The sequence below is a fragment of the Fibrobacter sp. UWH5 genome, assembly GCF_900142505.1.
Taxonomy (GTDB): Bacteria; Fibrobacterota; Fibrobacteria; order Fibrobacterales; family Fibrobacteraceae; genus Fibrobacter.
On record NZ_FRBB01000007.1, the window covers coordinates 13664 to 33701 of the forward strand.

At 50.1% G+C, this 20038-nt stretch carries 16 protein-coding genes and 2 tRNA genes; 10 read left to right on the plus strand and 8 right to left on the minus strand.

Going from position 1 to position 20038, the window contains the following annotated elements:
- Position 1 precedes the first annotated feature (1 nt).
- The 4 genes from BUB38_RS07630 to BUB38_RS07645 all read right to left on the minus strand — a co-directional run bounded on the left by BUB38_RS07630 (position 2) and on the right by BUB38_RS07645 (position 4773).
- Complete coding sequence (locus tag BUB38_RS07630) at positions 2 to 982, minus strand: glycosyltransferase (protein ID WP_073159221.1); 981 nt, start codon at positions 980 to 982, stop codon at positions 2 to 4.
- A gap of 9 nt (positions 983 to 991) precedes the next feature.
- The gene (gene cps2T / locus BUB38_RS07635; protein WP_073159223.1) at positions 992 to 2158 is read right to left on the minus strand and encodes a beta 1-4 rhamnosyltransferase Cps2T; all 1167 of its coding nucleotides are present in this window, start codon (positions 2156 to 2158) and stop codon (positions 992 to 994) included.
- A 16-nt stretch (positions 2159 to 2174) separates the two neighbouring features.
- Entirely contained in the window at positions 2175 to 3518 is a 1344-nt protein-coding gene (locus tag BUB38_RS07640) for a UDP-glucose dehydrogenase family protein (protein WP_073159225.1), read from the minus strand.
- Between the two features lie 661 nt (positions 3519 to 4179).
- Positions 4180 to 4773 carry a ribonuclease H1 domain-containing protein gene (locus BUB38_RS07645; protein ID WP_073159227.1) on the minus strand — a complete coding sequence of 198 codons (594 nt, stop codon included), beginning with the start codon at positions 4771 to 4773 and terminating at the stop codon, positions 4180 to 4182.
- Positions 4774 to 4819: 46 nt separating this feature from the next.
- Here BUB38_RS07645 and BUB38_RS07650 point away from each other — a divergent pair, with 46 nt between their 5' ends.
- The 10 genes from BUB38_RS07650 (at position 4820) to BUB38_RS07695 (ending at position 15497) form a co-directional block, all read left to right on the plus strand.
- Positions 4820 to 5368: a hypothetical protein gene (locus tag BUB38_RS07650; RefSeq protein WP_073159229.1), complete on the plus strand. Its 549-nt coding sequence runs from the start codon at positions 4820 to 4822 to the stop codon at positions 5366 to 5368.
- Positions 5368 to 6240: a PHP domain-containing protein gene (locus tag BUB38_RS07655; RefSeq protein ID WP_073159231.1), complete on the plus strand. Its 873-nt coding sequence runs from the start codon at positions 5368 to 5370 to the stop codon at positions 6238 to 6240. Before BUB38_RS07650 ends, BUB38_RS07655 begins: the two co-directional genes overlap by 1 nt.
- Complete coding sequence (locus tag BUB38_RS07660) at positions 6231 to 8264, plus strand: hypothetical protein (RefSeq protein ID WP_249506271.1); 2034 nt, start codon at positions 6231 to 6233, stop codon at positions 8262 to 8264. The genes BUB38_RS07655 and BUB38_RS07660 overlap by 10 nt, the downstream gene beginning before the upstream one ends.
- 12 nt (positions 8265 to 8276) lie before the next feature.
- Positions 8277 to 9041, plus strand: a complete 765-nt coding sequence (locus BUB38_RS07665; protein WP_083538276.1) for a glutaminyl-peptide cyclotransferase — start codon at positions 8277 to 8279, stop codon at positions 9039 to 9041.
- Between the two features lie 18 nt (positions 9042 to 9059).
- Positions 9060 to 9647 carry a DUF4416 family protein gene (locus BUB38_RS07670; protein WP_073159233.1) on the plus strand — a complete coding sequence of 196 codons (588 nt, stop codon included), beginning with the start codon at positions 9060 to 9062 and terminating at the stop codon, positions 9645 to 9647.
- 23 nt (positions 9648 to 9670) lie between these two features.
- Positions 9671 to 10042, plus strand: coding sequence for a DMT family protein (locus BUB38_RS07675; protein WP_073159235.1), 372 nt, complete (start codon positions 9671 to 9673; stop codon positions 10040 to 10042).
- 10 nt (positions 10043 to 10052) lie between these two features.
- Positions 10053 to 11132 (plus strand): peptidoglycan DD-metalloendopeptidase family protein, encoded by a 1080-nt coding sequence (locus BUB38_RS07680; RefSeq protein WP_073159237.1) that lies wholly within the window; start codon positions 10053 to 10055, stop codon positions 11130 to 11132.
- Between the two features lie 274 nt (positions 11133 to 11406).
- Complete coding sequence (nifJ, locus tag BUB38_RS07685) at positions 11407 to 14976, plus strand: pyruvate:ferredoxin (flavodoxin) oxidoreductase (protein ID WP_073159239.1); 3570 nt, start codon at positions 11407 to 11409, stop codon at positions 14974 to 14976.
- A 181-nt stretch (positions 14977 to 15157) separates the two neighbouring features.
- Positions 15158 to 15233: transfer RNA gene (locus BUB38_RS07690), tRNA-Asp, on the plus strand.
- A 188-nt stretch (positions 15234 to 15421) separates the two neighbouring features.
- A tRNA-Asp gene (locus tag BUB38_RS07695) sits at positions 15422 to 15497 on the plus strand.
- Between the two features lie 89 nt (positions 15498 to 15586).
- On the opposite strand, the gene BUB38_RS07700 is transcribed toward BUB38_RS07695, so the two are convergent.
- The 4 genes from BUB38_RS07700 to BUB38_RS07720 form a co-directional block, all read right to left on the minus strand.
- Positions 15587 to 17095: a sensor domain-containing diguanylate cyclase gene (locus BUB38_RS07700; protein ID WP_073159240.1), complete on the minus strand. Its 1509-nt coding sequence runs from the start codon at positions 17093 to 17095 to the stop codon at positions 15587 to 15589.
- Positions 17096 to 17241: 146 nt separating this feature from the next.
- Positions 17242 to 17616: a PAS domain-containing protein gene (locus tag BUB38_RS07705; protein ID WP_073159242.1), complete on the minus strand. Its 375-nt coding sequence runs from the start codon at positions 17614 to 17616 to the stop codon at positions 17242 to 17244.
- Positions 17613 to 17891 carry a hypothetical protein gene (locus BUB38_RS07710; RefSeq protein WP_073159243.1) on the minus strand — a complete coding sequence of 93 codons (279 nt, stop codon included), beginning with the start codon at positions 17889 to 17891 and terminating at the stop codon, positions 17613 to 17615. Before BUB38_RS07710 ends, BUB38_RS07705 begins: the two co-directional genes overlap by 4 nt.
- A gap of 411 nt (positions 17892 to 18302) precedes the next feature.
- Positions 18303 to 19715 (minus strand): glycine--tRNA ligase, encoded by a 1413-nt coding sequence (locus tag BUB38_RS07720; RefSeq protein ID WP_073159247.1) that lies wholly within the window; start codon positions 19713 to 19715, stop codon positions 18303 to 18305.
- Positions 19716 to 20038 lie beyond the last annotated feature (323 nt).

Genomic DNA, 20038 nt, shown 5'->3' on the forward strand with positions numbered 1-20038 from the left:
ACTATCCCCTAATCTTTCTTATTTTGAATAGTTGAGGAAAAAACGCAGAAAAAAAACAAAGAACAGCAAAGCGAATCGGCATCTTCATAAAAGAACTCATTTGGCATTTCAATTCATTTCTTTCATTAATTACCCGATTTTGAAAAAGTACCTTTTCATCGCCACCGTATTGGTAAAAAGACTTTACCAGCCGAGCAACTTGTACTATGTAATGTTGTTGAGAAAGTTCAACGACTGTTTCTGACGCTCGTCCTGAGGAAAGAATACTCAATACTTTTTTTGACAAATCTACCGGATCAAATTGCGACTCATCAAAGTTTCTCATGTGCGTCACGGAATCGGAACGCTGGAAATAGTTGTATTTTTTTTCAGGAATGTAATATAAAGAAGAACAGTATTGAAAAAAATTAAAACAATAAAAAAAATCCTCTGCACGTTTTCGGCCTACTTCAAATCGAATTTTTTTTGCGATATCAGCACGATATATCTTGTCAAAAGGAGACCAATAGATAAAACGTTCTTCTAACCCTAAAAAATGACGATACACACGATCCATATTCAGCGAAACCGCAGTAGTCGGGATGCGCTTTGTTTGCAGGTGAGGAACCTCTACGCCATTTTCATTTACAGGCCTAACTCCGCAGCATACTACTTCGGATTCTGTTTTTTTCGTTCCTTCTATCAAAATTTCATAAAAATCCAAATCTAGATAGTCATCAGCATCAACGAAACTAATCCACCTACCACGCGCGATAGCAAGTCCACGATTTCTTGCCACCGAGACACCCTGATTTTTTTGGTCAATCAAAACAATTCGATTATCCAATGCTTCATAATACTTGCAAATACCTAAACAATCATCCGTTGAACCATCATTTACAAGAATAACTTCCAATTCAGAGTAAGTCTGAGCAAGAATACTATCAACACAACGTCTTAGATACGCACTTACATTATATACGGGAACAATAACGCTAATCATAAATATATACTACAACCGTATCCAAACTTTCACATACTCGTTACAAATAAATTCCCAACTGTATGCGTCTGCGATGCGCTTGGTACTGGCTTCTGCCAGTGCCTTGATTTCGGTTTCGGTCATGGCGTCAGCCTTTTCGATGGTGTTGGCCAGGTCGCCTTGGGTCTTGTTCCAGTAGATGGCAGTGTCTTCGCCAACTTCCTTGTTGAACCCTACGTTCAGCAAAAGATTCAAGTCAGAACTTGCAAGGGCTTCCAGCAGGCTTGGGTTGGTACCGCCCACTTCGTGCCCATGGAAATACCCGTAGGCCTGTTCGCGGATTTTCATCAACAGTTCCTGGTCGTACACGGTGCCCACGAACTTGATACGGGGGTCCTTGTCAAAGCCGGTCTTTTTCTTGAGTTCGGTCAAGAACGCTTCGTTCACGTTGGTGATCAGGGCAAAGCTCTTAGTGGTCTTGCTCAGCATGAACTCGCGGATCATGGTCTCATAGTTGTTCTCGGGTACGAATCGACCCACCACCAGGTAGTAGTCCTTGGCCTTAAGGTTCTTGTCGGCGAGCCACTGGGTAAACTTGGGGTCGTTGTCAGCCAACTTGCTCCTGCGGATTTCTGCACCGTAGGCGATAAAGGTGGTGTTGGGGTTGAACTTGCCGTAAGACTTGTGGATGTACTTTTCGATGTTCTTGCTGTCGCACACCAACAGGTCGGCCTGCTTTACCATGAGGCACTCGGAGATTTTCCAGTACTTGCGCACGGGCAGGGGCCACTTGGCTCGGAGCCATTCATGGCCGTCGGGGTTCACGTAGAACTTGCCGCCCAGGGCCTGGATCTGTTTCTTGAGTTTTGCCGCAAAGGGGCCAATACGGCAGGCCAGGCAGTACACGATGGGGTGCTGGATGTTGTGTTCCCTGATATAGCGGATGCTCTGCTTGATGGCCTCCACGTCGTACACGATAGCCTGTGCGGGGCCGATGTTTGGAACCTTCACTATAAAGCAGCGTGCATTGTGGTATTCGAACTCACCGTTCTTGTCGCCCTTGCAGGCTACATGGTACTTGAATCTGGGGTCGTTCTGGTGGTATTCTGTCAGTTTGTCTACGAATGTCTCGTAGCCGCCGTATGCGCCGGGTATCCCCTTGCTGCCTACGATGAACATATGCTGGACATCATTCATTTTAATATTCTTCCCTCTAGCACCCAATTGCGCTATATTCAAAACCGGCCTCGCCCACTTCCTTGGCGTCGTAGATGTTGCGGCCATCGATAATGAGTGCTTTTTTCATAGCCTTTTTCATCACCGCAAAGCTAGGCATGCGGAACTGCTTCCATTCTGTAACCAGGAGAAGGGCTTCTGCATCGAGGAGTGCTTCGTACATGTCGTTACAATACGTTATGGATCCTTCGCTTTGCTCAGGATGACGATTGCTCATCCTTCTTTTGCATTCGTTCATGGCAACAGGGTCGAATACGCGTACTGTTGCGCCGGCCTTAAGAAGCAAGTCAATAAGCACTAAAGCTGTGGCTTCTCGCATGTCATCGGTTTCAGGCTTAAAGGCAAGGCCCCACATGGCGATAGTCTTTCCCTTAATGTTTTCGACTCCACCCATGTGCTTGCAAAGCTTATTGAAGAGCACGGTCTTCTGGTATTCGTTAACTTCTTCCACAGCCTTAAGAACGCCCATTTTATAGCCATTCTTTTCGGCGGTCTTGATCAAAGCCTTAACATCCTTGGAGAAGCAACTTCCACCGTAACCGCAACCGGGATAAAGGAATTTACTACCGATACGGGAGTCACTACCGATTCCCTTACGAACCATATTCACGTCGGCACCAACCAGTTCACAGAGGTTGGCGATATCGTTCATGAAACTAATGCGGGTAGCCAGCATGGAGTTGGCTGCATACTTGATCATTTCTGCAGAAGGAATATCTGTAAAGATGACACGGAAATTGTTCAGCATCATGGGGCGATACAGGCGGGTCATGATTTCCTTGGCCTGTTCGGTTTCTACACCCACCACCACGCGATCCGGCTTCATAAAGTCTGCAATTGCCGAGCCTTCTTTCAGGAATTCGGGGTTGCTAGCCACGTCAAAGGGAATCTGAACACCACGCTTATCCAGTTCTTCCAGGATGGCAGCCTTTACCTTCTGGGCAGTACCAACCGGGACTGTGGATTTGGTTACCAGCACGGTATATTTCTTGATATTCTGGCCAAAAGTACGGGCAACAGCCAAAACGTACTGCAAATCGGCACTTCCATCTTCATCGGGAGGGGTACCTACTGCGCTAAAAACCATTTCCACATCGTCCAGGACACTGGCTAAATCCGTTGTAAAGTGAAGACGTCCTTCACGCTGGTTACGGAGCACCATTTCGTCAAGGCCCGGCTCATAAATAGGGATTTGACCCTTCTGAAGGGATTCAATTTTTGCCTGATTGACGTCAACACAGGTGACATTCACACCCATTTCGGCGAAGCATGTACCGCTTACAAGGCCCACATAGCCTGTACCGACGATTGCGATATTCATGGTTCAATTCCTTAAATTCAATTTCCTACGCTCTACCCCCAAAGGGTATAGCCACTCCACCTTGGAGCCATTGTCGCTCCATTATAGAAAAACTACAGAAAGATATCACAAAGGTTACAGAAAAATCACATCATTGCATAGTGTTTTACACAACACTAGGGGCGTTAGTCCTACCATTTAGGTCTAGCGGAATGTATTGCGGTTTTCAATGACGGTGGACGGGAACTGATGCAAGACAGACCTCTTTCCCCAAAATGGGGTTCGTCTCCGTCAAAAAGCATTGCTCTTTCCGTTCTGCGGAATTCCGCTCTGACAGAAAATTTTGCGTTTTTTCCTCCAGGGAATTGCGCTCCGACGGAAGAATTTGCGCATTCCCCTCCAGGGAATTGTGCTCTGACAAAAAATTTTGCACTTTCCGCAACACGGGATTGTGCTCTGACAGGAAAATTTGCGCGTTCCGCAACACGGGATTGAGCTCCGACGGAAAATTTTGCACTTTCCGCAACGCGGGATTGTGCTCCGACAGAAAAATTTGCGTTTACCCCTCCACGGGATTCAGCTCTAACAGAAAAATTTTCACCAAGGAAGTCAGGGGAAACGGCTCTGACAAACAAATTAACTAGCATTTTTGAGCGAAAAATGCAAAAAACGCCCCGCCGTCCTACTTTTTCTGGGCGGTTTTTCCAGCCTGGATGGCTTCCTTGGCCAGCTTGTCCACCAGTTCGTTCCACTTGACGCCTGTGTGGGCGGCAACTTTTTCGAACTTTACGCGGTGCAGGAAGGGCTGGGCGGCGGTCACGTAGCGTTTGGCGATATTGCTCTTGGCGGCCCACTCGCCTTTGGCCCAGCGGGCGATGCCTTCGTAGTCGTGGCAGATGACGCCGTTCATGTTGTGGGCGTCCAGCCAGCGCATGGCCTGATAGCTGGCCATGACTTCCCCATCGATGTTTCGACTTTCGGCCTCGAAAGCCGTCAGACCGTTCCCTCTGGCGATTTCCTTGTCATCTTCTGTCACGACAAAGGCCCATCCGGAATAGGGGAACCCGGGAGAAAAGGATCCATCCACAAATACGCGGACTCCTCCGGGAACAGGGGCTTCCATGCCGGAGATCCAGGCTTCGGCTTCAGCCATGGAACCGAAGGATTTAAATAGCACCCCCTTGACTCCATGGGTCAATTTTAGACATTCGTCCCAGGTGGTTACGATTTTGCTTTCGCTAGGGGTCTTAATTGCGTAGAACTTCGGTTTTGCCATAGGCCAAATTTAATATATTTCAGCCCACTAACGCTCCGAGGACAAATTGAAACCTTCACCGTACTTTACCAATCGTTTCCGCTATTTTTTTAAGCGTTTCAGCAGCCAGGATTCCCTGTTCCGCTGGTTTTTGAAGAAGGCAGGTGAAGATTCCGGAGCTTTTAACTTCCCCGAGGCTTTGAAGAACAACCCCAAGACTTTGGTTTTTCTCCATCGCGACATGGAGCGTGTAGCCCCCTTTATGCACCAAATGCCCCAGGCATTTTTCAAGAATGTGTTGCTGGTGGCCCACGAATCCCTCCACGCCCTGGTTTCGGCCAAGCGCGCCCAGGCTATCTACTTTAGCGACCTGGAATGCCGTTTCGAGGAACCCGTTTTTATGGAAATGGAACAGAAGATCAAGGAATTTGCCCCCTCGGTGGTCATCTACCTAGGCGACGCCTTCCTCCCCCGCCTCTACCTGGCCAAGGTTAGCGGAGCCGACTGCCGCATCGGTTTCTGTTCCGAAAAGGTCTACCCCTTCCTGAACTTGAGCCTGCAGCCCAGCACTTCCAGCGAGGCCGCCCTCATCGCCCAGTATTACGGGGTCAAGTAATGCAAAAAGGCTTTTCTACCATCATTACCGAAAACGGCGGTTATGCAGATCTCCATCTGCATACCAAGCTTTCGGACGGCACATTGGATGTAGAAGAGGTTTTAACCCTGAGCAAGCGCAAGGGGCTCCGTTGTATTTCTATTACCGACCACGACAACCTGGATAGCTATAACCTGGCTGCGGAACCGGCCAAGGCCATCGGCCTGGAGATTATCCCCGGTATCGAGATTTCTTCTGTCTGGCAGGGCAAGGACATCCACATTCTGGGTTATTACTGCGACCCCACCAACCTGGCCCTGAACATGGAGCTCCAGGATTTTGCCAAGCAGCGTGTTACCCGAGCCAAGGCCATTATCAAGAAGTTGAACGCCCTGGGTATCGACATCACTTTCGAGAAGGTGCTGAGCTACTGCAAGGGCAAGGTCATCGGTCGCCCCCACATCGCCATGTCCCTGGTGGCCGAAGAATATATCGGCAGTTTTTCCGAAGCCTTCACCAAGTACCTGGGTGACGGCTGCATCGCCTTTGTAGAAAAGAAAGGCCTTAACCCCCAGCAGACCATCCGCCTTATCGAAAATGCAGGCGGCATTGCGGTTCTTGCCCACCCCTACAAGTCCGGGCTCAGCGACGAGTTCATCGAACAGATGGTGGAATGGGGCGTACAGGGCATGGAAGTCTACTGCCCCGCCCAGAAGGGTGCCGTAGGCCGCAAGTATAAGGAAATGGCCCTGCGTTTCGGCCTGGTGGGTACGGGCGGAAGCGACTTCCACACCGAAGGCAGTACTTATGCCCCCAACTGCATGAAGATGCCTTACACTGTAGTCCAGGCCCTTCGTGAACGCCGCGAAAAGCTTCGCGCCGAATGGTACTAAAAGTGGGTCCCGCTTACATGTTCCGCGCCATCTTTTTCTTGTTGCTGATTGCCGTCGCTGTCTTTGCAGAACCGGTCCGTTCCCTAGGCTACACTCTTCCCACCCCCCAGGACTCCGTCTACCAGTCCCCCAACGGAATTGACCCCGCCCCCCGCGAAACCGATGCGGGCCGCTGGGTATTGCCCCTGACCGAAGTCATGCAGCGCACTTACGATATTTCTGGCCAGAAGTCCTACTGGATGTTGGGAACCTCGATCCTGGGTAGGCCCGAACTGGACCCGGACGCCATGGGCATGGGTTCTATCAGTCAGCGTTACCCCAGCATGCTGGCAGGCCTGTACACCACCCGTCTCATGTACGATGGAAGTACCCTGGGTCTCAATGGCGAGAACGGCATACTGGTAGAGGAACGTAAGGGGATCGCCGTCGACACCCCCATTACCGACTTGAACTGGGAACGCCCCGCCTTTAGCGGAAACGCCCTGCGTCTGGAATTCAAGCGCCTGGTCACCGACTCCGTCACTTTCGAGTTGGGTATCGCCAGCCACTCCGACGTGGATTCCAAGGAATACAGCTATACCAACGTGACCCACTCCCCCTATTTCTCCCTGGGTCGCGACTCCAGCCAGATTCCCTTTGCAGGCCGTAACATCGCCATGAACAGCATGCATCTGCAGCCAGTGGTTACCGCCCGTTTTGGCGTGGGTAAGATTTACACCCGAATGAATTTCCTCTACCTGGAAAACGCCGACAATCCCAACCACAAGGTTCTGCTGGACTCCCTGGACAAATCCATCAGGACATTCCAGCAAAATCCTTACACTATCGATATCGAGGCCTCCACCTATGGAGCGGGTATCGAACTTTACCCCTTAAAAAATCTGACGTTCAGTGCCGACATCAATTATGGCAATCACGAAATCGAAGAGGATTCCCTGCCCCACTTTGTCAGCGGCACCAAGAAGTACCTGGATACCCTGGGTGTAGAACAGGAAGACACTCTCTATTACGATACCACCAAGTATATCAACTATGAATCGATCCTGGGCAACTTCGGTATCGCCTACCACACCTTGCTGAACCCGGCCATCAAGTTCAAGTACGAGTTCCTGAACACCGATTACCATAACGCCAACGACGACCACTACACCTATCTGCAGGACCGCGAAATGGGTTATCTGGAACTGTCGGACACCCTGTGGCACCGTTTCTACTTCAGGACCCAGACCGGCATGCAGCGCAACAGTTCCGTAAACGACGAACAGGAATTCGCCAAGGCCTATTCCTTTGACGCTACCGCCCTGTTGCCTTTCCATTTGAAGTTGAACGCAGCCTTCCGTCACGACAACAAGTTCCCCGACGTGGGCCAGATCAAGATTAACGAAACAGGACGTCTCGCCTTCCATCGTAACGACTTGAAGTACGAAGAAAGGAACCGCACCACGGTGAACCTGGCTTACCAGAAGCGCGAAGTCTTTTACGGGCTGGGTCTGCGCAAGGAACATGTAGATGACCTGATCAAGCCCCGTTGGGTCAAGTGGGGCCATGTAGACTCCACCAACACCATCGAAGAAGCCTATACCTACACAAACATCGATCACGTTTCCAGTCTGGATTGGCTGTTGCAATTTGGCTTCCGCCTGGGCAACTGGAAGTTCTACATAGAACGAGGCCAGACTCTGGACCGTAGCACCAAGCTTATGGACACCCAGGAACTTTACTACAAGGGTAGCATCCACTGGCAGAACCGATTCGTGTTCGACCGCCTGGGTGTAAGTGTCCGTGTTGACTGGCAGTGGTTCGGCGACCATTACGACTGCACCATCGGCGAAAACGGCAACCTGGAACTGGAGCCCATGAAGAAGTATCTGGCCCTGGATTTCGAGGCCCGCATGCAGATTCTGCAGTTCGAGATTTACAGCCGAATCGAAAACTTCAACCACAGTATCTACATGCCGGAATCGGGTTACACTCCCGAAGGGCTCCGCTTCGCCTACGGTATCGTGTGGACATTTAGGAACTAACCGGATACCACCATGAAAAGATTTGCCGCCATCGTTCTTGCATGTGTCGCCATTCTTGCTACGGCCAGTTTTGCCGAAGCCCCCCGCGTGGTCCCCACCATCATCGATTCGATTCCCCACGAACAGACTCATTTTACCCAGGGTCTCTTCTTTGACGGAAACGAGCTGATCGAAACTACAGGACAATATGGGCAGTCGGGATTGTACCGTCGAACCTTGGAAGGTAAGGTACTTGATTCCACCATGCTCCAGGAACGTTACTTTGGCGAAGGTTCCATTGCCGTGGGTGACGACATCTTCTACCTGACCTGGAAATCCAAGAAGGCCTTCATCTACAACCGCAAACCTTTTTCCAAGAAAGGCGAATTCCGCATTCCCACAGAAGGATGGGGACTGACCTACTGGAAAGACGCCCTGCTCATGAGCAACGGATCCAGCCAGCTTCTGCAGTTGGCGCTGGGCGGTTTCTATGTGGTTGGAGTCATCGACGTTACCGATAACGGACACCCAATCAAGTTGCTGAACGAACTTGAAGTTGTGGGCAACACCCTCTACGCCAACATCTGGCAAACCGCGGCCATCGCCATCATCGAATTGCCCACCGGTCACGTCAAGAAGTATTTTGACTTGTCCCGCAAGGTGTACGAACTGCAAAACAAGTACCCCCATATGGACGTGCTGAACGGAATCGCCTACGACGGAAAGTACCTGTGGATTACCGGCAAGAACTGGCCTTACATCTACAAGCTTTCCGAAGAAGATTCCAAGGGTTTATAAGAGGTCGAGGAGTTAACAATGGGCGCAATCAAGGAACCGGCAAAGGTCAAGATCATCGTTGGCATCCTGGCTCAGGACGCAGCCGCCGTTGAAGCGGTCCGCGAGCCCCTCCGTCAGAAATTCGGCGAAGAAGACCTGAACCTCCCTCCCTTCCCTTTCACCTTTACCAACTATTATAAAGATGAAATCGGAACCGCCCCTGTCCGCGCCTTCTTCAGTTACGAGACTCTGGTTGACCGTACTGAAATCGTAGATATCAAGCTCTGGACCAACGACATCGAGCTGGAAATCGCCGAAAAGAACGGCACACCGGGCTTGCGTCCCGTAAATCTGGATCCAGGCTATATGACTCTCGGGCAGTTTTTCTTGGCCACCACCAAGGACCAGCGCCAGCGCGTGTACATGCAGCGGGGCATTTTCGTGGAACCTACCCTCTATTTCCAGGACGGACACTTCCACAGCTTTGACTGGACTTACCGCGACTATCAAAGTGAGACCTATATAAAGTACCTGGAACAAGTTCGGGCTCGCCTGGCCTATCAGCACTCCACTGGACGCCCCTACCGCCTTCGTGGTGAAGTCCAACGGGCAAACAAAAAAGTTTAACCATTCAATACATTGGCAAAAAAATGCGCGCAGGAATTTTTACAATACTTCTTCTTTGTTGTTCTAATATCTTTATGACCTTTGCCTGGTACGGCAACCTGAAGCTCAAGGAAATGCATATCAGCACCGACTGGCCCCTGATTCTCGTAATCCTTGCCAGCTGGGGTGTCGCCCTCCTGGAATACAGCTTCATGATTCCCGCCAACTCCATCGGCAGCCGCATTAACGGCGGTCCCTTCAGCCTGATGCAGCTGAAGATTATCCAGGAAGCCATTTCCCTTACCATTTTTACCGTCATTGCGGTTACCGTATTCCACACAGAAACTTTGCAGTGGAACCACATCGTGGCGTTCCTGTGTATCATCGCAGCGGTATTTTTCGCATTCTTGAAGTAGGAGCATCGGGGTGAACAAGGCAGTCTTAATATACCTTCTCATTGCGGCGCTCCTCAGCCCCGCATTGGCAAAGACTGCCCCCAAAGAATCCTCCCATAAATCCACCACCCAGGTAGAATCCAAGACATCGAAGGACACCCAGAAAGAAAAGTCCAAGGAAAAGCAAAAAGACAAGCAGAAGGAAAAGCAGACGGACAAGCAGAAAAAATCCAAGGCGTCGAAGTCTACGAAGTCCTCAAAAAAATCCAGCAAGAAATCTTCGGGCAAAATCGCAAAGGACGACGAATCCCCCAGCGATTCCACAAAGAAAGTCTCTATAAAGTCAGACGATCCCAAGGCTTTCACCAAGGCCCTCCTCTACGAAAAGCAGGGCGTTGAAGTCGAATTCGTGGACGCCACCAAAAAGAGCAGGAAATCCAGGAAGAAAGGCGAAAAGAAGCCCACCAAGACCGAAACCGTCGGCGAGTATTTCGACTTTTCTACCATGCTCATCCCCATTACACACGAGGCCCGTCTCGGCTCCCCCTACGGAATCCGCGACCACCGACTCCACCGCGGCGTAGACATCCAGGTAGAAAAAGGAGAGCCCATGGTTGCCGCCTACCCCGGCGAAGTGATCGTCTCTAAATACAATCAGGGCGGCTACGGCCACTACGTCCTGGTACAGCACGAAAACGGTCTGCAGACCCTTTATGGCCACCTGGCCGAACGCACCGTCAAGGTTGGCGACCAGGTTTACCCCGGCGATATCGTTGGCCTCGCTGGCAACACCGGAAAATCTTCCGGAGCCCACCTCCACTTCGAGATCCGCTACGGCGACGTGAACATCGACCCCACTACCGTTGTAGACTTCCCCCATTGGCAGCTGAAACCCGGCGTAGAAAAATATTCCAAGAAAAAGGCTATTCAAGCCCATCGTAAAATCCAGTCCAAGCTAAAAATTGAAAATGTCTATATCATCAAAAAAGGCGATACCGTAGCCGATGTGGCGGCGTTCTTCTACATTTCCGAAGATGCGGTTCGACGAATCAACAAGCTTGGCAAGGATCAGCCCCTAAAGGTGGGTATGAAACTTAAGGGCTGCATGTAGTCAAAGCATACTTTTTGAAGTACGTTTTCGAAGTTATCAGATGAAAAACCGCCCTTTCGAGCACAAATAATCTTTTTGTAAGTTTTTAGAAAGGTCGTTTACCCCTCAGAATGGTCATTTTCCGGCAGACCTTTACACGGAGTGTTCAAAAAAGTGGATTTTTTAGTGAATTTTTGAAAAATATTTCACTTTTTGACATTAAAAATGGGTAAATTTACGTTGGATTTTTTTAAATCGCAAGTTTATTGAATTAACACAATAATTGGAGACACACATGGCAAAGAAGATGATTGCGTGTGACGGTAATGAAGCTACCGCTAACGTTGCTTTTGCAGTTAGTGAAGTTGCAGCTATCTACCCGATTACACCGTCTAGTCCTATGGCTGAACACGCCGACAACTGGAGCGCAGCTGGTAAGAAGAATATTTGGGGCCAGGTTCCCCGCGTTTTTGAAATGCAGTCCGAAGGTGGCGCTGCCGGTACCGTTCACGGTGCACTGCAGGCCGGTGCTTTGACCACCACCTTTACCGCATCCCAGGGTCTTCTCTTGATGATCCCCAACATGTACAAGATCGCCGGCGAACTGACCCCCACGGTCTTCCATGTGACTGCCCGTGCTCTTGCTATGCAGGGCCTTTCTATTTTCGGTGACCACTCCGACATCATGGCTTGCCGCCAGACCGGTTTCGCTATGCTCGGCTCTTCCTCCGTTCAGGAATGCCAGGACATGGCTCTCGTGGCTCACGCTTCTACTCTCGAATCCCGCGTTCCGTTCGTTCACTTCTTCGACGGTTTCCGTACTTCTCACGAAGTCATGAAGATCGAAGCCCTCGAAGACGGCGTTATCCGTAGCGTCATCGACGAAAAGTACGTGAAGGCTTGCCGCGAACGCTGCCTCACTCCGGACCGCCCCACCATGCGCGGTACCGCTCAGAACCCGGACGTCTACTTCCAGGGCCGCGAAACCGTGAACCCCTTCTACAAGAAGGTTCCGGAAATCGTCCAGAAGTACATGGACAAGGTTGCTTCCTTCACCGGTCGTCAGTACCACATCGTTGACTACGTTGGCGCACCCGATGCAGAACGCGTCATCATCTCCATGGGCTCTTCTACCTGCACCATCGGTGACACCGTTAAGTATCTCAACTCCAAGGGCGAAAAGGTCGGTCTCGTAAACGTACGTCTGTACCGTCCGTTCCCCATGGAAGCAGTTGTTGCTGCTCTCCCCAAGACCGTCAAGAAGATCGCTGTTCTCGACCGCTGCAAGGAACCGGGTTCCGCAGGCGAACCGCTCTTCCAGGACGCTCTTACCGCTGTTTCTGAAGCCGTCATGGCAGGCCAGATGGCTATGCCGAAGATGATCGGCGGCCGCTACGGTCTTTCCTCCAAGGAATTTACCCCGGCTATGGTCAAGGCTATCTTCGACGAACTGAAGCTGGACGCACCCCGCGCACGCTTCACCGTTGGTATCAACGACGACGTCTGCAACACCAGCCTCCCCATCGATCCCGACTTCAAGCTGGATTCCGACTTCTTCCAGGCAATGTTCTTCGGTCTGGGCTCCGACGGTACCGTTGGCGCAAACAAGAACTCCATCAAGATTATCGGTAACGAAACCGAAAACAACGCTCAGGGTTACTTCGTATACGACTCCAAGAAGTCTGGTTCTATGACCACTTCTCACCTCCGTTTCGGAAAGAGCATCATCGACGCTCCGTACCTGATCGGTGAAAACGAAGCTGACTTCGTTGCTTGCCACCATACTCCGCACCTCGAATCCGTCGACATGCTGAAGTATGCAAAGCAGGGCGCAACCTTCCTGGTCAACACCCCGCACTCTGCTGAAACCGTCTGGGATACTTTCCCCCGTCCGGTTCAGGAAGTCATCATCAAGAAGCAGCTCAAGGTGTACGTCATCGACGCATACGCCGTTGCCGCAAAGACTGGCATGGGCCGTCGCATCAACACTGTGATGCAGACCTGCTTCTTCAGCAAGCTGGGCAACGTTCTTGATTCTGATACCGCTATCAAGTACATCAAGAAGTATGCAGAAAAGACCTACGCTAAGAAGGGTATGGAAGTGGTCCAGAAGAACTGGGACGCTATCGATGCTTCTCTGGCTAACCTCTTCGAAGTCAAGGTTCCGGCCGCTGTTACCAGCACCAAGGAATTCCGCGCTCCGATCCACGGCAACGCTCCGGCATTCGTTAACGAAGTTACCGCAGAAATCATCAAGGGCAACGGCGAAAAGCTCCCCGTTTCCAAGATGCCTGTTGACGGTGTGTTCCCCACCGGCACTACCAAGTACGAAAAGCGCGACCTGGCCCTGAACATCCCGTCCTGGAATCCGGACGCTTGCGTACAGTGCGGCAAGTGCGCTATGGTCTGCCCCCACGCTGCTATCCGCGTGAAGGTTGTGGACGAATCCGCTGTTGCTAACGCACCGGAAGGCTTCAAGTTCACCGCAGCCAAGGGCTTCAAGCTCGAAGGCTCCGAAAAGCCCGTATTCGCAATCTCCGTCTCCAGCTACGACTGTACTGGTTGCGGCGTCTGTACTCAGGCTTGTATCGGTAAGGACAAGAATGAAGAAGGCAAGAAGGCCATCAACATGGTGCCGCAGGAACCCATCAAGGTTCAGGAAGGCAAGTGCTGGGACTTCTTCGTCGACCTCCCCGAATTTGACCGTACCAAGGTTAACAAGAACCTTGTCAAGCAGGCTATGCTCCTGGAACCCCTGTTCGAATTCTCCGGCTCCTGCGCAGGCTGTGGCGAAACCGCTTACGTCCGTCTCGTATCTCAGCTCTTCGGCGACCGCATGGTTGTAGCAAACGCAACTGGTTGCTCTTCCATCTACGGTGGTAACCTCCCCACTACTCCGTGGGCAAAGAACAAGGAAGGCCGCGGTCCGGCTTGGGCTAACAGCTTGTTCGAAGACAACGCTGAATTCGGTCTCGGTATGCGCCTGGCTATCACCAAGCATGCAAACCAGGCTGTAAGCCTCCTCGAAGCTGTGAACGTTCCTGCAGAACTCAAGGCTAAGCTCACTTCTCAGGATCAGTCTGACGAAGCTGGCATCCAGGCTCAGCGCGCTAACGTTGCTGAACTGAAGGCTGCTCTCGCTGGTGCTACCGACGAAGCTTCCGTAAGCCTCCGCGACGAATTCGCCGACTACCTGGTCAAGAAGTCCGTATGGATCTTCGGTGGTGACGGTTGGGCATACGACATCGGTTACGGTGGTCTCGACCACGTCATGGCAACCGGTGAAAATGTGAACATCTGCGTCCTCGACACTGAAGTTTACTCCAACACTGGTGGACAGGCTTCCAAGTCCACCAACCGTGGCGCCGTCGCCCTCTTCGCAGCCGCTGGTAAGCGCGCTGGCAAGAAGGACCTCGGTCTTATCGCCATGAGCTACAAGAATGTGTACGTTGGCCGTATCGCCATCGGCGCAAACGACGCTCAGGCTCTGAAGGTTCTTCAGGAAGCAGAAGCTCACAATGGTCCGTCTCTGATCATCTGCTACTGCCCCTGCATCAACCACGGCTTCGATCTCAACAGCCAGCTGGAACACCAGAAGATGGCTGTGGATTCCGGTTACTGGACTCTGCTCCGCTACAACCCGGCTCTCGCTGCCGAAGGCAAGGCTCCCCTTGTTCTCGACTCCAAGGCCCCGACTATCCCGGTTGCAGAATACATCTACACCGAAAACCGCTACAAGCAGCTCACCCGTAACAACCCGGAAGTTGCTAAGAAGCTGGCCGACGACCTCCAGAAGGAAGTGGATGCACGCTTTGCATTCTACACCGCAATGTCCCAGGACACTGAAGGTCTGATCAGTCTTTAGTCTTTGACTAAAGACAATTATGAAGTATGAATTATGATTTATGAGACTTTCTCGTAATTAGTAATTCATAACTCATAACTAAAAACGGTTCCCGTTCGAAAGAACGGGACCGTTTTTTATTTTAATTTGGTCTGAATGGCTTGACAAAATTTATGGATATTTATATCTTTGGTTCACCACTGGGGTGGTAGCTCAATTTTGGTTAGAGCACCGGCCTGTCACGCCGGAGGTTGCGAGTTCAAGCCTCGTCTATCCCGCTTAAAAGAACACTTTTCGAAAGAAAGGTGTTCTTTTTTTATCATCAGCCGATGCTGTTTTATTGTTGGACGGCACGTTTTTTTTGCATTTTCACGCTTTTTTTTGCATTTTCAGCCGCAATTCCCTTGACAACAAAGAAACATATTAGTACATTTGGTGCGTCGGTTGAAAGACCAGACAAACCACTGGGGTGGTAGCTCAATTTTGGTTAGAGCACCGGCCTGTCACGCCGGAGGTTGCGAGTTCAAGCCTCGTCTATCCCGCTTAAAAAGCTTCTCGAAAGAGAAGCTTTTTTTGTTTGAAAAGGAACCATTTATTTTACGCTTGCGACATTCAACAACTTCTATCCAAGCTAATCTCTAAAGAACGTAAAGGACTTGCCTTCGATTTTCTTGCTCTGGTAGGTGCAAGTATCCGCCTGCTTGTACAGGTCGTTAAAGTCAAGGCTAGAGTCCTTCCTGAAGAAGGCGGCACCTAGACTGACCGACACCCTATAATCCGGGATTTCGTCGATTTTGATCTTGTCGATTTCATCAAAAAGTCGGCGGATCGCAAGCGTCCCCTGATCTTCCGTAGCCACGCCATTCAGGTAGACTACGAATTCATCGCCGCCAAGCCTAAGCAAGATATCCTCATCGCGGAAAGCGGACTTCATGGCTTCGGCAACGGCAATAATAACCTGGTCTCCCGCCTGGTGTCCGTGGGTATCGTTGACGTACTTGAAATTATCGATATCGAACAGGCAGAGCATGCCGACCTTGTTTTCTAGCAAGGAAAGCTTTACCTTGTTGACGCCACCGGTACGGTTATACAATCCGGTCATCAAATCGGTTTGCGCCTGGGTAATCAGCTTATTCTCTTTATTCTTTTCTTCGTTGATGTTTTCGATAGCGAAAATAATCTGCTCGGGAACAAGATCATCTGACATAGAACCCACGGCCACATAACGGCCGCGACACCAACCAAGACGCTTACCAAAGAATTCGTGAGTAATGGTTCGCTTGCCCTTCATGCTCTGGGCAACGGCGGCAATATTGGCGTAGGGAACAAGAGCTTCAAGGCCATTTTCATCAATGGCGTCCCTCATGGCAATCAGAAGTTGCTTGCCAAAGTTCTCATGACCGTCAAACTCCACCATGTTAGTCTTGTTGATCACGGCGCGGAAGGTTTCGGTCTTTACGTCGATCTGCACAACAGTCTCGTAAATGTCGGCCATAGACTTGATGTAATGAGTCAAACCCTGTTCATCGTTCAGCTCGCCCACCTTACGTTCAAGAACAAAACGTTCGAACTTCATACGGGACATGAAGGAGCCAACAACCAGACCGATGATACCGTAAATCAGCACGTCCACAATATCCAGCACCAGAATTTCGGAAGGCTTATACATAATTGCCAGGGGTACAAAAACCACGTCCAGCAACAACGTACTGATCAGGAACCTGTAAGGGCGATCCGTAAAAATCAGGGCGGTAAGCATCTGCATTACCAAAAGCGAAACCGTAATACGCTCCGGCGAGGTCACAAACGTCAGGTAGAGTCCAAAGGAAAGCAAGAGCCAGTTGAATGCATACATGAGAAAGATGACCATCCGGGGATTCTTCTTGGTTAAATACCGGTTGGCCATAAAAATGAAGAAACAGAGCAACGTGGCCGAAGAATAGGCAACCACATTGTGATTAAGGGAAGCAATTTCAGAAAGCGCAGACAGGGTAAACATGACGCCGAAAAAGAACATCCCCATCAGGGAATACGCGCCAAGAGACTTCTGGTTACTCCGCGAAACGGAATCCGCGACCTTCGTCAGTTCGTCGGGATCCACTGTCGCATAAAGCAGATAATTTTTCAGCCACTTCAACATACAATAAGAATAGGTTGTAAAACTATGCTAACAATCTATTCTATAATATGGGAGCTGTAGCAAAAAATGCTTCAAATAAGTTTTTTTGAAGCATTTTCCCATTCCAAATTGTAACATAAATCACAAAAAGCGGCTGATTTTAACCATCAAAAGGCGTAAAAGGGAGTTTCGTCCTTGGTGCGGTATTCGTGCTTTTCGTAGTAGCCGATCAGTTCGCCGTTCTCATCGCGAAGGGCGATCATGTAGCCGTCCTTCACCTGCTTCTCGTTAAAGAAGGAATGGACACGGTTGTGGGACTTGTCAGCCTTGAACCAATCCATCACCTTCTGGATCTTTTCCCTGGAATCGGGGCTGTGGCAATCCATGAGGCAACGACCAATAAGGGCGGCTCCCCCGCGCTTGGCCTGGGCCACGCAGGCAAAAGGATTCATGTACACAATGGTATGGTTCAGGTCGCACACCACAATGGCGGTGTTGTCCTGATCGATGATAGATTTGAAGAAAGGATTGAGATTAGTCATTTTTCATCCGGGTCTGTAGATTTTCCACAATGGGGGCAGACATCAATATTATACAGTTTCAAATGCAGAAGCCTGTTGCAATGAGGGCAGCGAACCTTCTTGATCATCCAAACCGTTGAACCAACAAGGAAACCGGCGGCCAAAGCAAGCAAAACAAAATCAGCATCGGCAATATTGTCAGACACACCCACAGGCTTGAATCCCTTGTAAAAAAGGAAAAAGCCAATAAACAAAACAATGTAGCCAATCAGGCGGTTAATTTTCGGGTTGTTCATGGAGCTTAATATACTATCAAGTGGCGGAAATTATATAAAATGGGCTCCAAATTTTTCTTTTTTGCAACATTGGAGTCCAGAAAAATACTTTATACAGAATTTACAGTCCATTATTATTGGCATTATGGACTCCAGAACAGCAAATTAGCCTCATTTGGAATCCATAGATTTCAATCAAAGCAAAATTTAAAGCCGCAAACAGTTAATTTATTTATAAAAATAGACTCCAAACAGAGGATTCAACTCTTTTTGGAGTCCACTTTCGCCAAAAAAGGCGAAAATAAAAAAAGCCACCCCGAAAAAACATCGGGAGTGACCTTTTTAGACTCTAGAGCGAAGCTCTGACTATAACCTCAGAGCGACAAAGTCGCGACCTCGCACCTCAGAGGGCGAAGCCCGACCTCATACCTCTTAACAACCGAGCTTTGCAGCCAGGTATGCTTCCAGTTCGTCGATCTTCACCAGTTCCTGCTGCATGGAGTCACGTTCACGGACGGTGACGTAGCCAAGCTTTGCCGGATCGGATTCGCCTTCGCCAACGGTGTCGAAGTCGACAGTGACGCAGAACGGAGTACCCAGTTCGTCCTGACGGCGGTAACGCTTACCGATGGACTGAGTTTCATCGTATTCCACGTTCCAGCGCTGGAGCAGCTGTTCGTAAAGTTCTTCAGCCTTAGCCTTGACCAGACCCTTCTTGACCAGCGGGAGGACAGCAACCTTAACCGGAGCAACCTTCGGGTCGAAGTGGAGAACGGTACGTTCGTCGTTTTCAAGCTTCTGGACTTCGTAAGCGTCGCAGAGGAGAACGAGGAGCAAGCGTTCCACACCCAGGGACGGTTCAACAACGTACGGAACGTAACGCTTATTGTTCACCTGGTCGTTGTATTCCTGCTTGACCTTGGATTCGTTCTGGTGAGCAGTCAAGTCGAAGTTGGTACGGCTTGCGATACCCCACAGTTCGCCCCAACCGAACGGGAATTCGTATTCAACGTCGGTGGTACCGTTGGAGTAGTGAGAAAGTTCTTCCTTGGCATGTTCGCGGAGGCGGAGCTTGGATTCGTTCACGCCCAGATCCTTGATGAGCCAGTTGAAGCAGTACTTACGCCAGAAGTTGTACCAGTCAAGTTCAGTGCCCGGTTCGCAGAAGAATTCCAGTTCCATCTGTTCGAATTCGCGGGTACGGAAAATGAAGTTACCCGGGGTAATTTCGTTACGGAAAGACTTACCGATCTGGCCAACGCCAAACGGGATGCGGGGGCGGACGTTGTCAACGATATTCTTGAAGTCAACGAAGATACCCTGAGCGGTTTCCGGACGGAGGTAAACCTTGTTGCCTTCGCCTTCGATAACGCCGATTTCGGTCTGGAACATGAGGTTAAATGCGCGGGGCTTAGTGAATTCGGTCTTGCCGCAAGACGGGCATTCGATCTTGTTTTCCACCATCATTTCGGCGATCTGATCGAAGTTCTTGCCGGCGCAGCAGCCGTCACCCAGCTTTTCTTCCAGCAGATGGTCTGCACGGAAACGTTCGTGGCAAGCGAGGCAGTCAACCAGGGGGTCAGAGAAGTTACCCACGTGGCCAGAAGCCTTCCAAACGCGGGGGTTCAAGAGAATGGAGCTATCAAGACCCAGCACGTCCTTGCGGCTGGTAACGAACTTCTTCCACCAGAGGTTCTTGATGTTGCGCTTCAGTTCAACACCATACGGACCGTAGTCCCAAGTGTTGGCCAGGCCATCATAAATTTCGGAGCCCGGGAAAATGAAACCGCGGCGCTTGCAGAGGGAGATGATATCTTTGAGGGCGTCTTGAACTTTCTTTGCCATTTTATATATCCTTTTTCGGCCGAACCTGAACTTTGCAGGCATATCCTTTGGCCGGACTAGGAACCTACCTGGATGATAGGCCCTGACGGGGCGAAATATAGTAAATTATGAATTACGAATTATGAGATATGAATTGTTATAATCGCACCAAAGGCGCCTAACTTATTAATCCATACCTCATACCTGAAATTTTTTGGGGGAATTGCTGGCAAAGTCCGTTTAACTATTAATTAAAAGTTAGAGGACTCTAACTCAAATATAGTCATATAATCAAACGAAATTGCTTAAAGGTTAATGAACCTCATACCTCATACCTCATACCT

Excerpts from the sequence above, each read along its gene's own strand:
- BUB38_RS07670 (WP_073159233.1), top strand. The coding sequence starts at position 9,060 with ATGGGCGCAATCAAGGAACCGGCAAAGGTCAAGATCATCGTTGGCATC.
- BUB38_RS07700 (WP_073159240.1), bottom strand. The coding sequence starts at position 17,095 with ATGTTGAAGTGGCTGAAAAATTATCTGCTTTATGCGACAGTGGATCCC.
- cps2T (WP_073159223.1), bottom strand. The coding sequence starts at position 2,158 with ATGAATGATGTCCAGCATATGTTCATCGTAGGCAGCAAGGGGATACCC.
- nifJ (WP_073159239.1), top strand. The coding sequence starts at position 11,407 with ATGGCAAAGAAGATGATTGCGTGTGACGGTAATGAAGCTACCGCTAAC.
- BUB38_RS07640 (WP_073159225.1), bottom strand. The coding sequence starts at position 3,518 with ATGAATATCGCAATCGTCGGTACAGGCTATGTGGGCCTTGTAAGCGGT.
- BUB38_RS07655 (WP_073159231.1), top strand. The coding sequence starts at position 5,368 with ATGCAAAAAGGCTTTTCTACCATCATTACCGAAAACGGCGGTTATGCA.
- BUB38_RS07665 (WP_083538276.1), top strand. The coding sequence starts at position 8,277 with ATGAAAAGATTTGCCGCCATCGTTCTTGCATGTGTCGCCATTCTTGCT.
- BUB38_RS07705 (WP_073159242.1), bottom strand. The coding sequence starts at position 17,616 with ATGACTAATCTCAATCCTTTCTTCAAATCTATCATCGATCAGGACAAC.
- BUB38_RS07710 (WP_073159243.1), bottom strand. The coding sequence starts at position 17,891 with ATGAACAACCCGAAAATTAACCGCCTGATTGGCTACATTGTTTTGTTT.
- BUB38_RS07630 (WP_073159221.1), bottom strand. The coding sequence starts at position 982 with ATGATTAGCGTTATTGTTCCCGTATATAATGTAAGTGCGTATCTAAGA.
- BUB38_RS07645 (WP_073159227.1), bottom strand. The coding sequence starts at position 4,773 with ATGGCAAAACCGAAGTTCTACGCAATTAAGACCCCTAGCGAAAGCAAA.
- BUB38_RS07675 (WP_073159235.1), top strand. The coding sequence starts at position 9,671 with ATGCGCGCAGGAATTTTTACAATACTTCTTCTTTGTTGTTCTAATATC.
- BUB38_RS07660 (WP_249506271.1), top strand. The coding sequence starts at position 6,231 with ATGGTACTAAAAGTGGGTCCCGCTTACATGTTCCGCGCCATCTTTTTC.
- BUB38_RS07720 (WP_073159247.1), bottom strand. The coding sequence starts at position 19,715 with ATGGCAAAGAAAGTTCAAGACGCCCTCAAAGATATCATCTCCCTCTGC.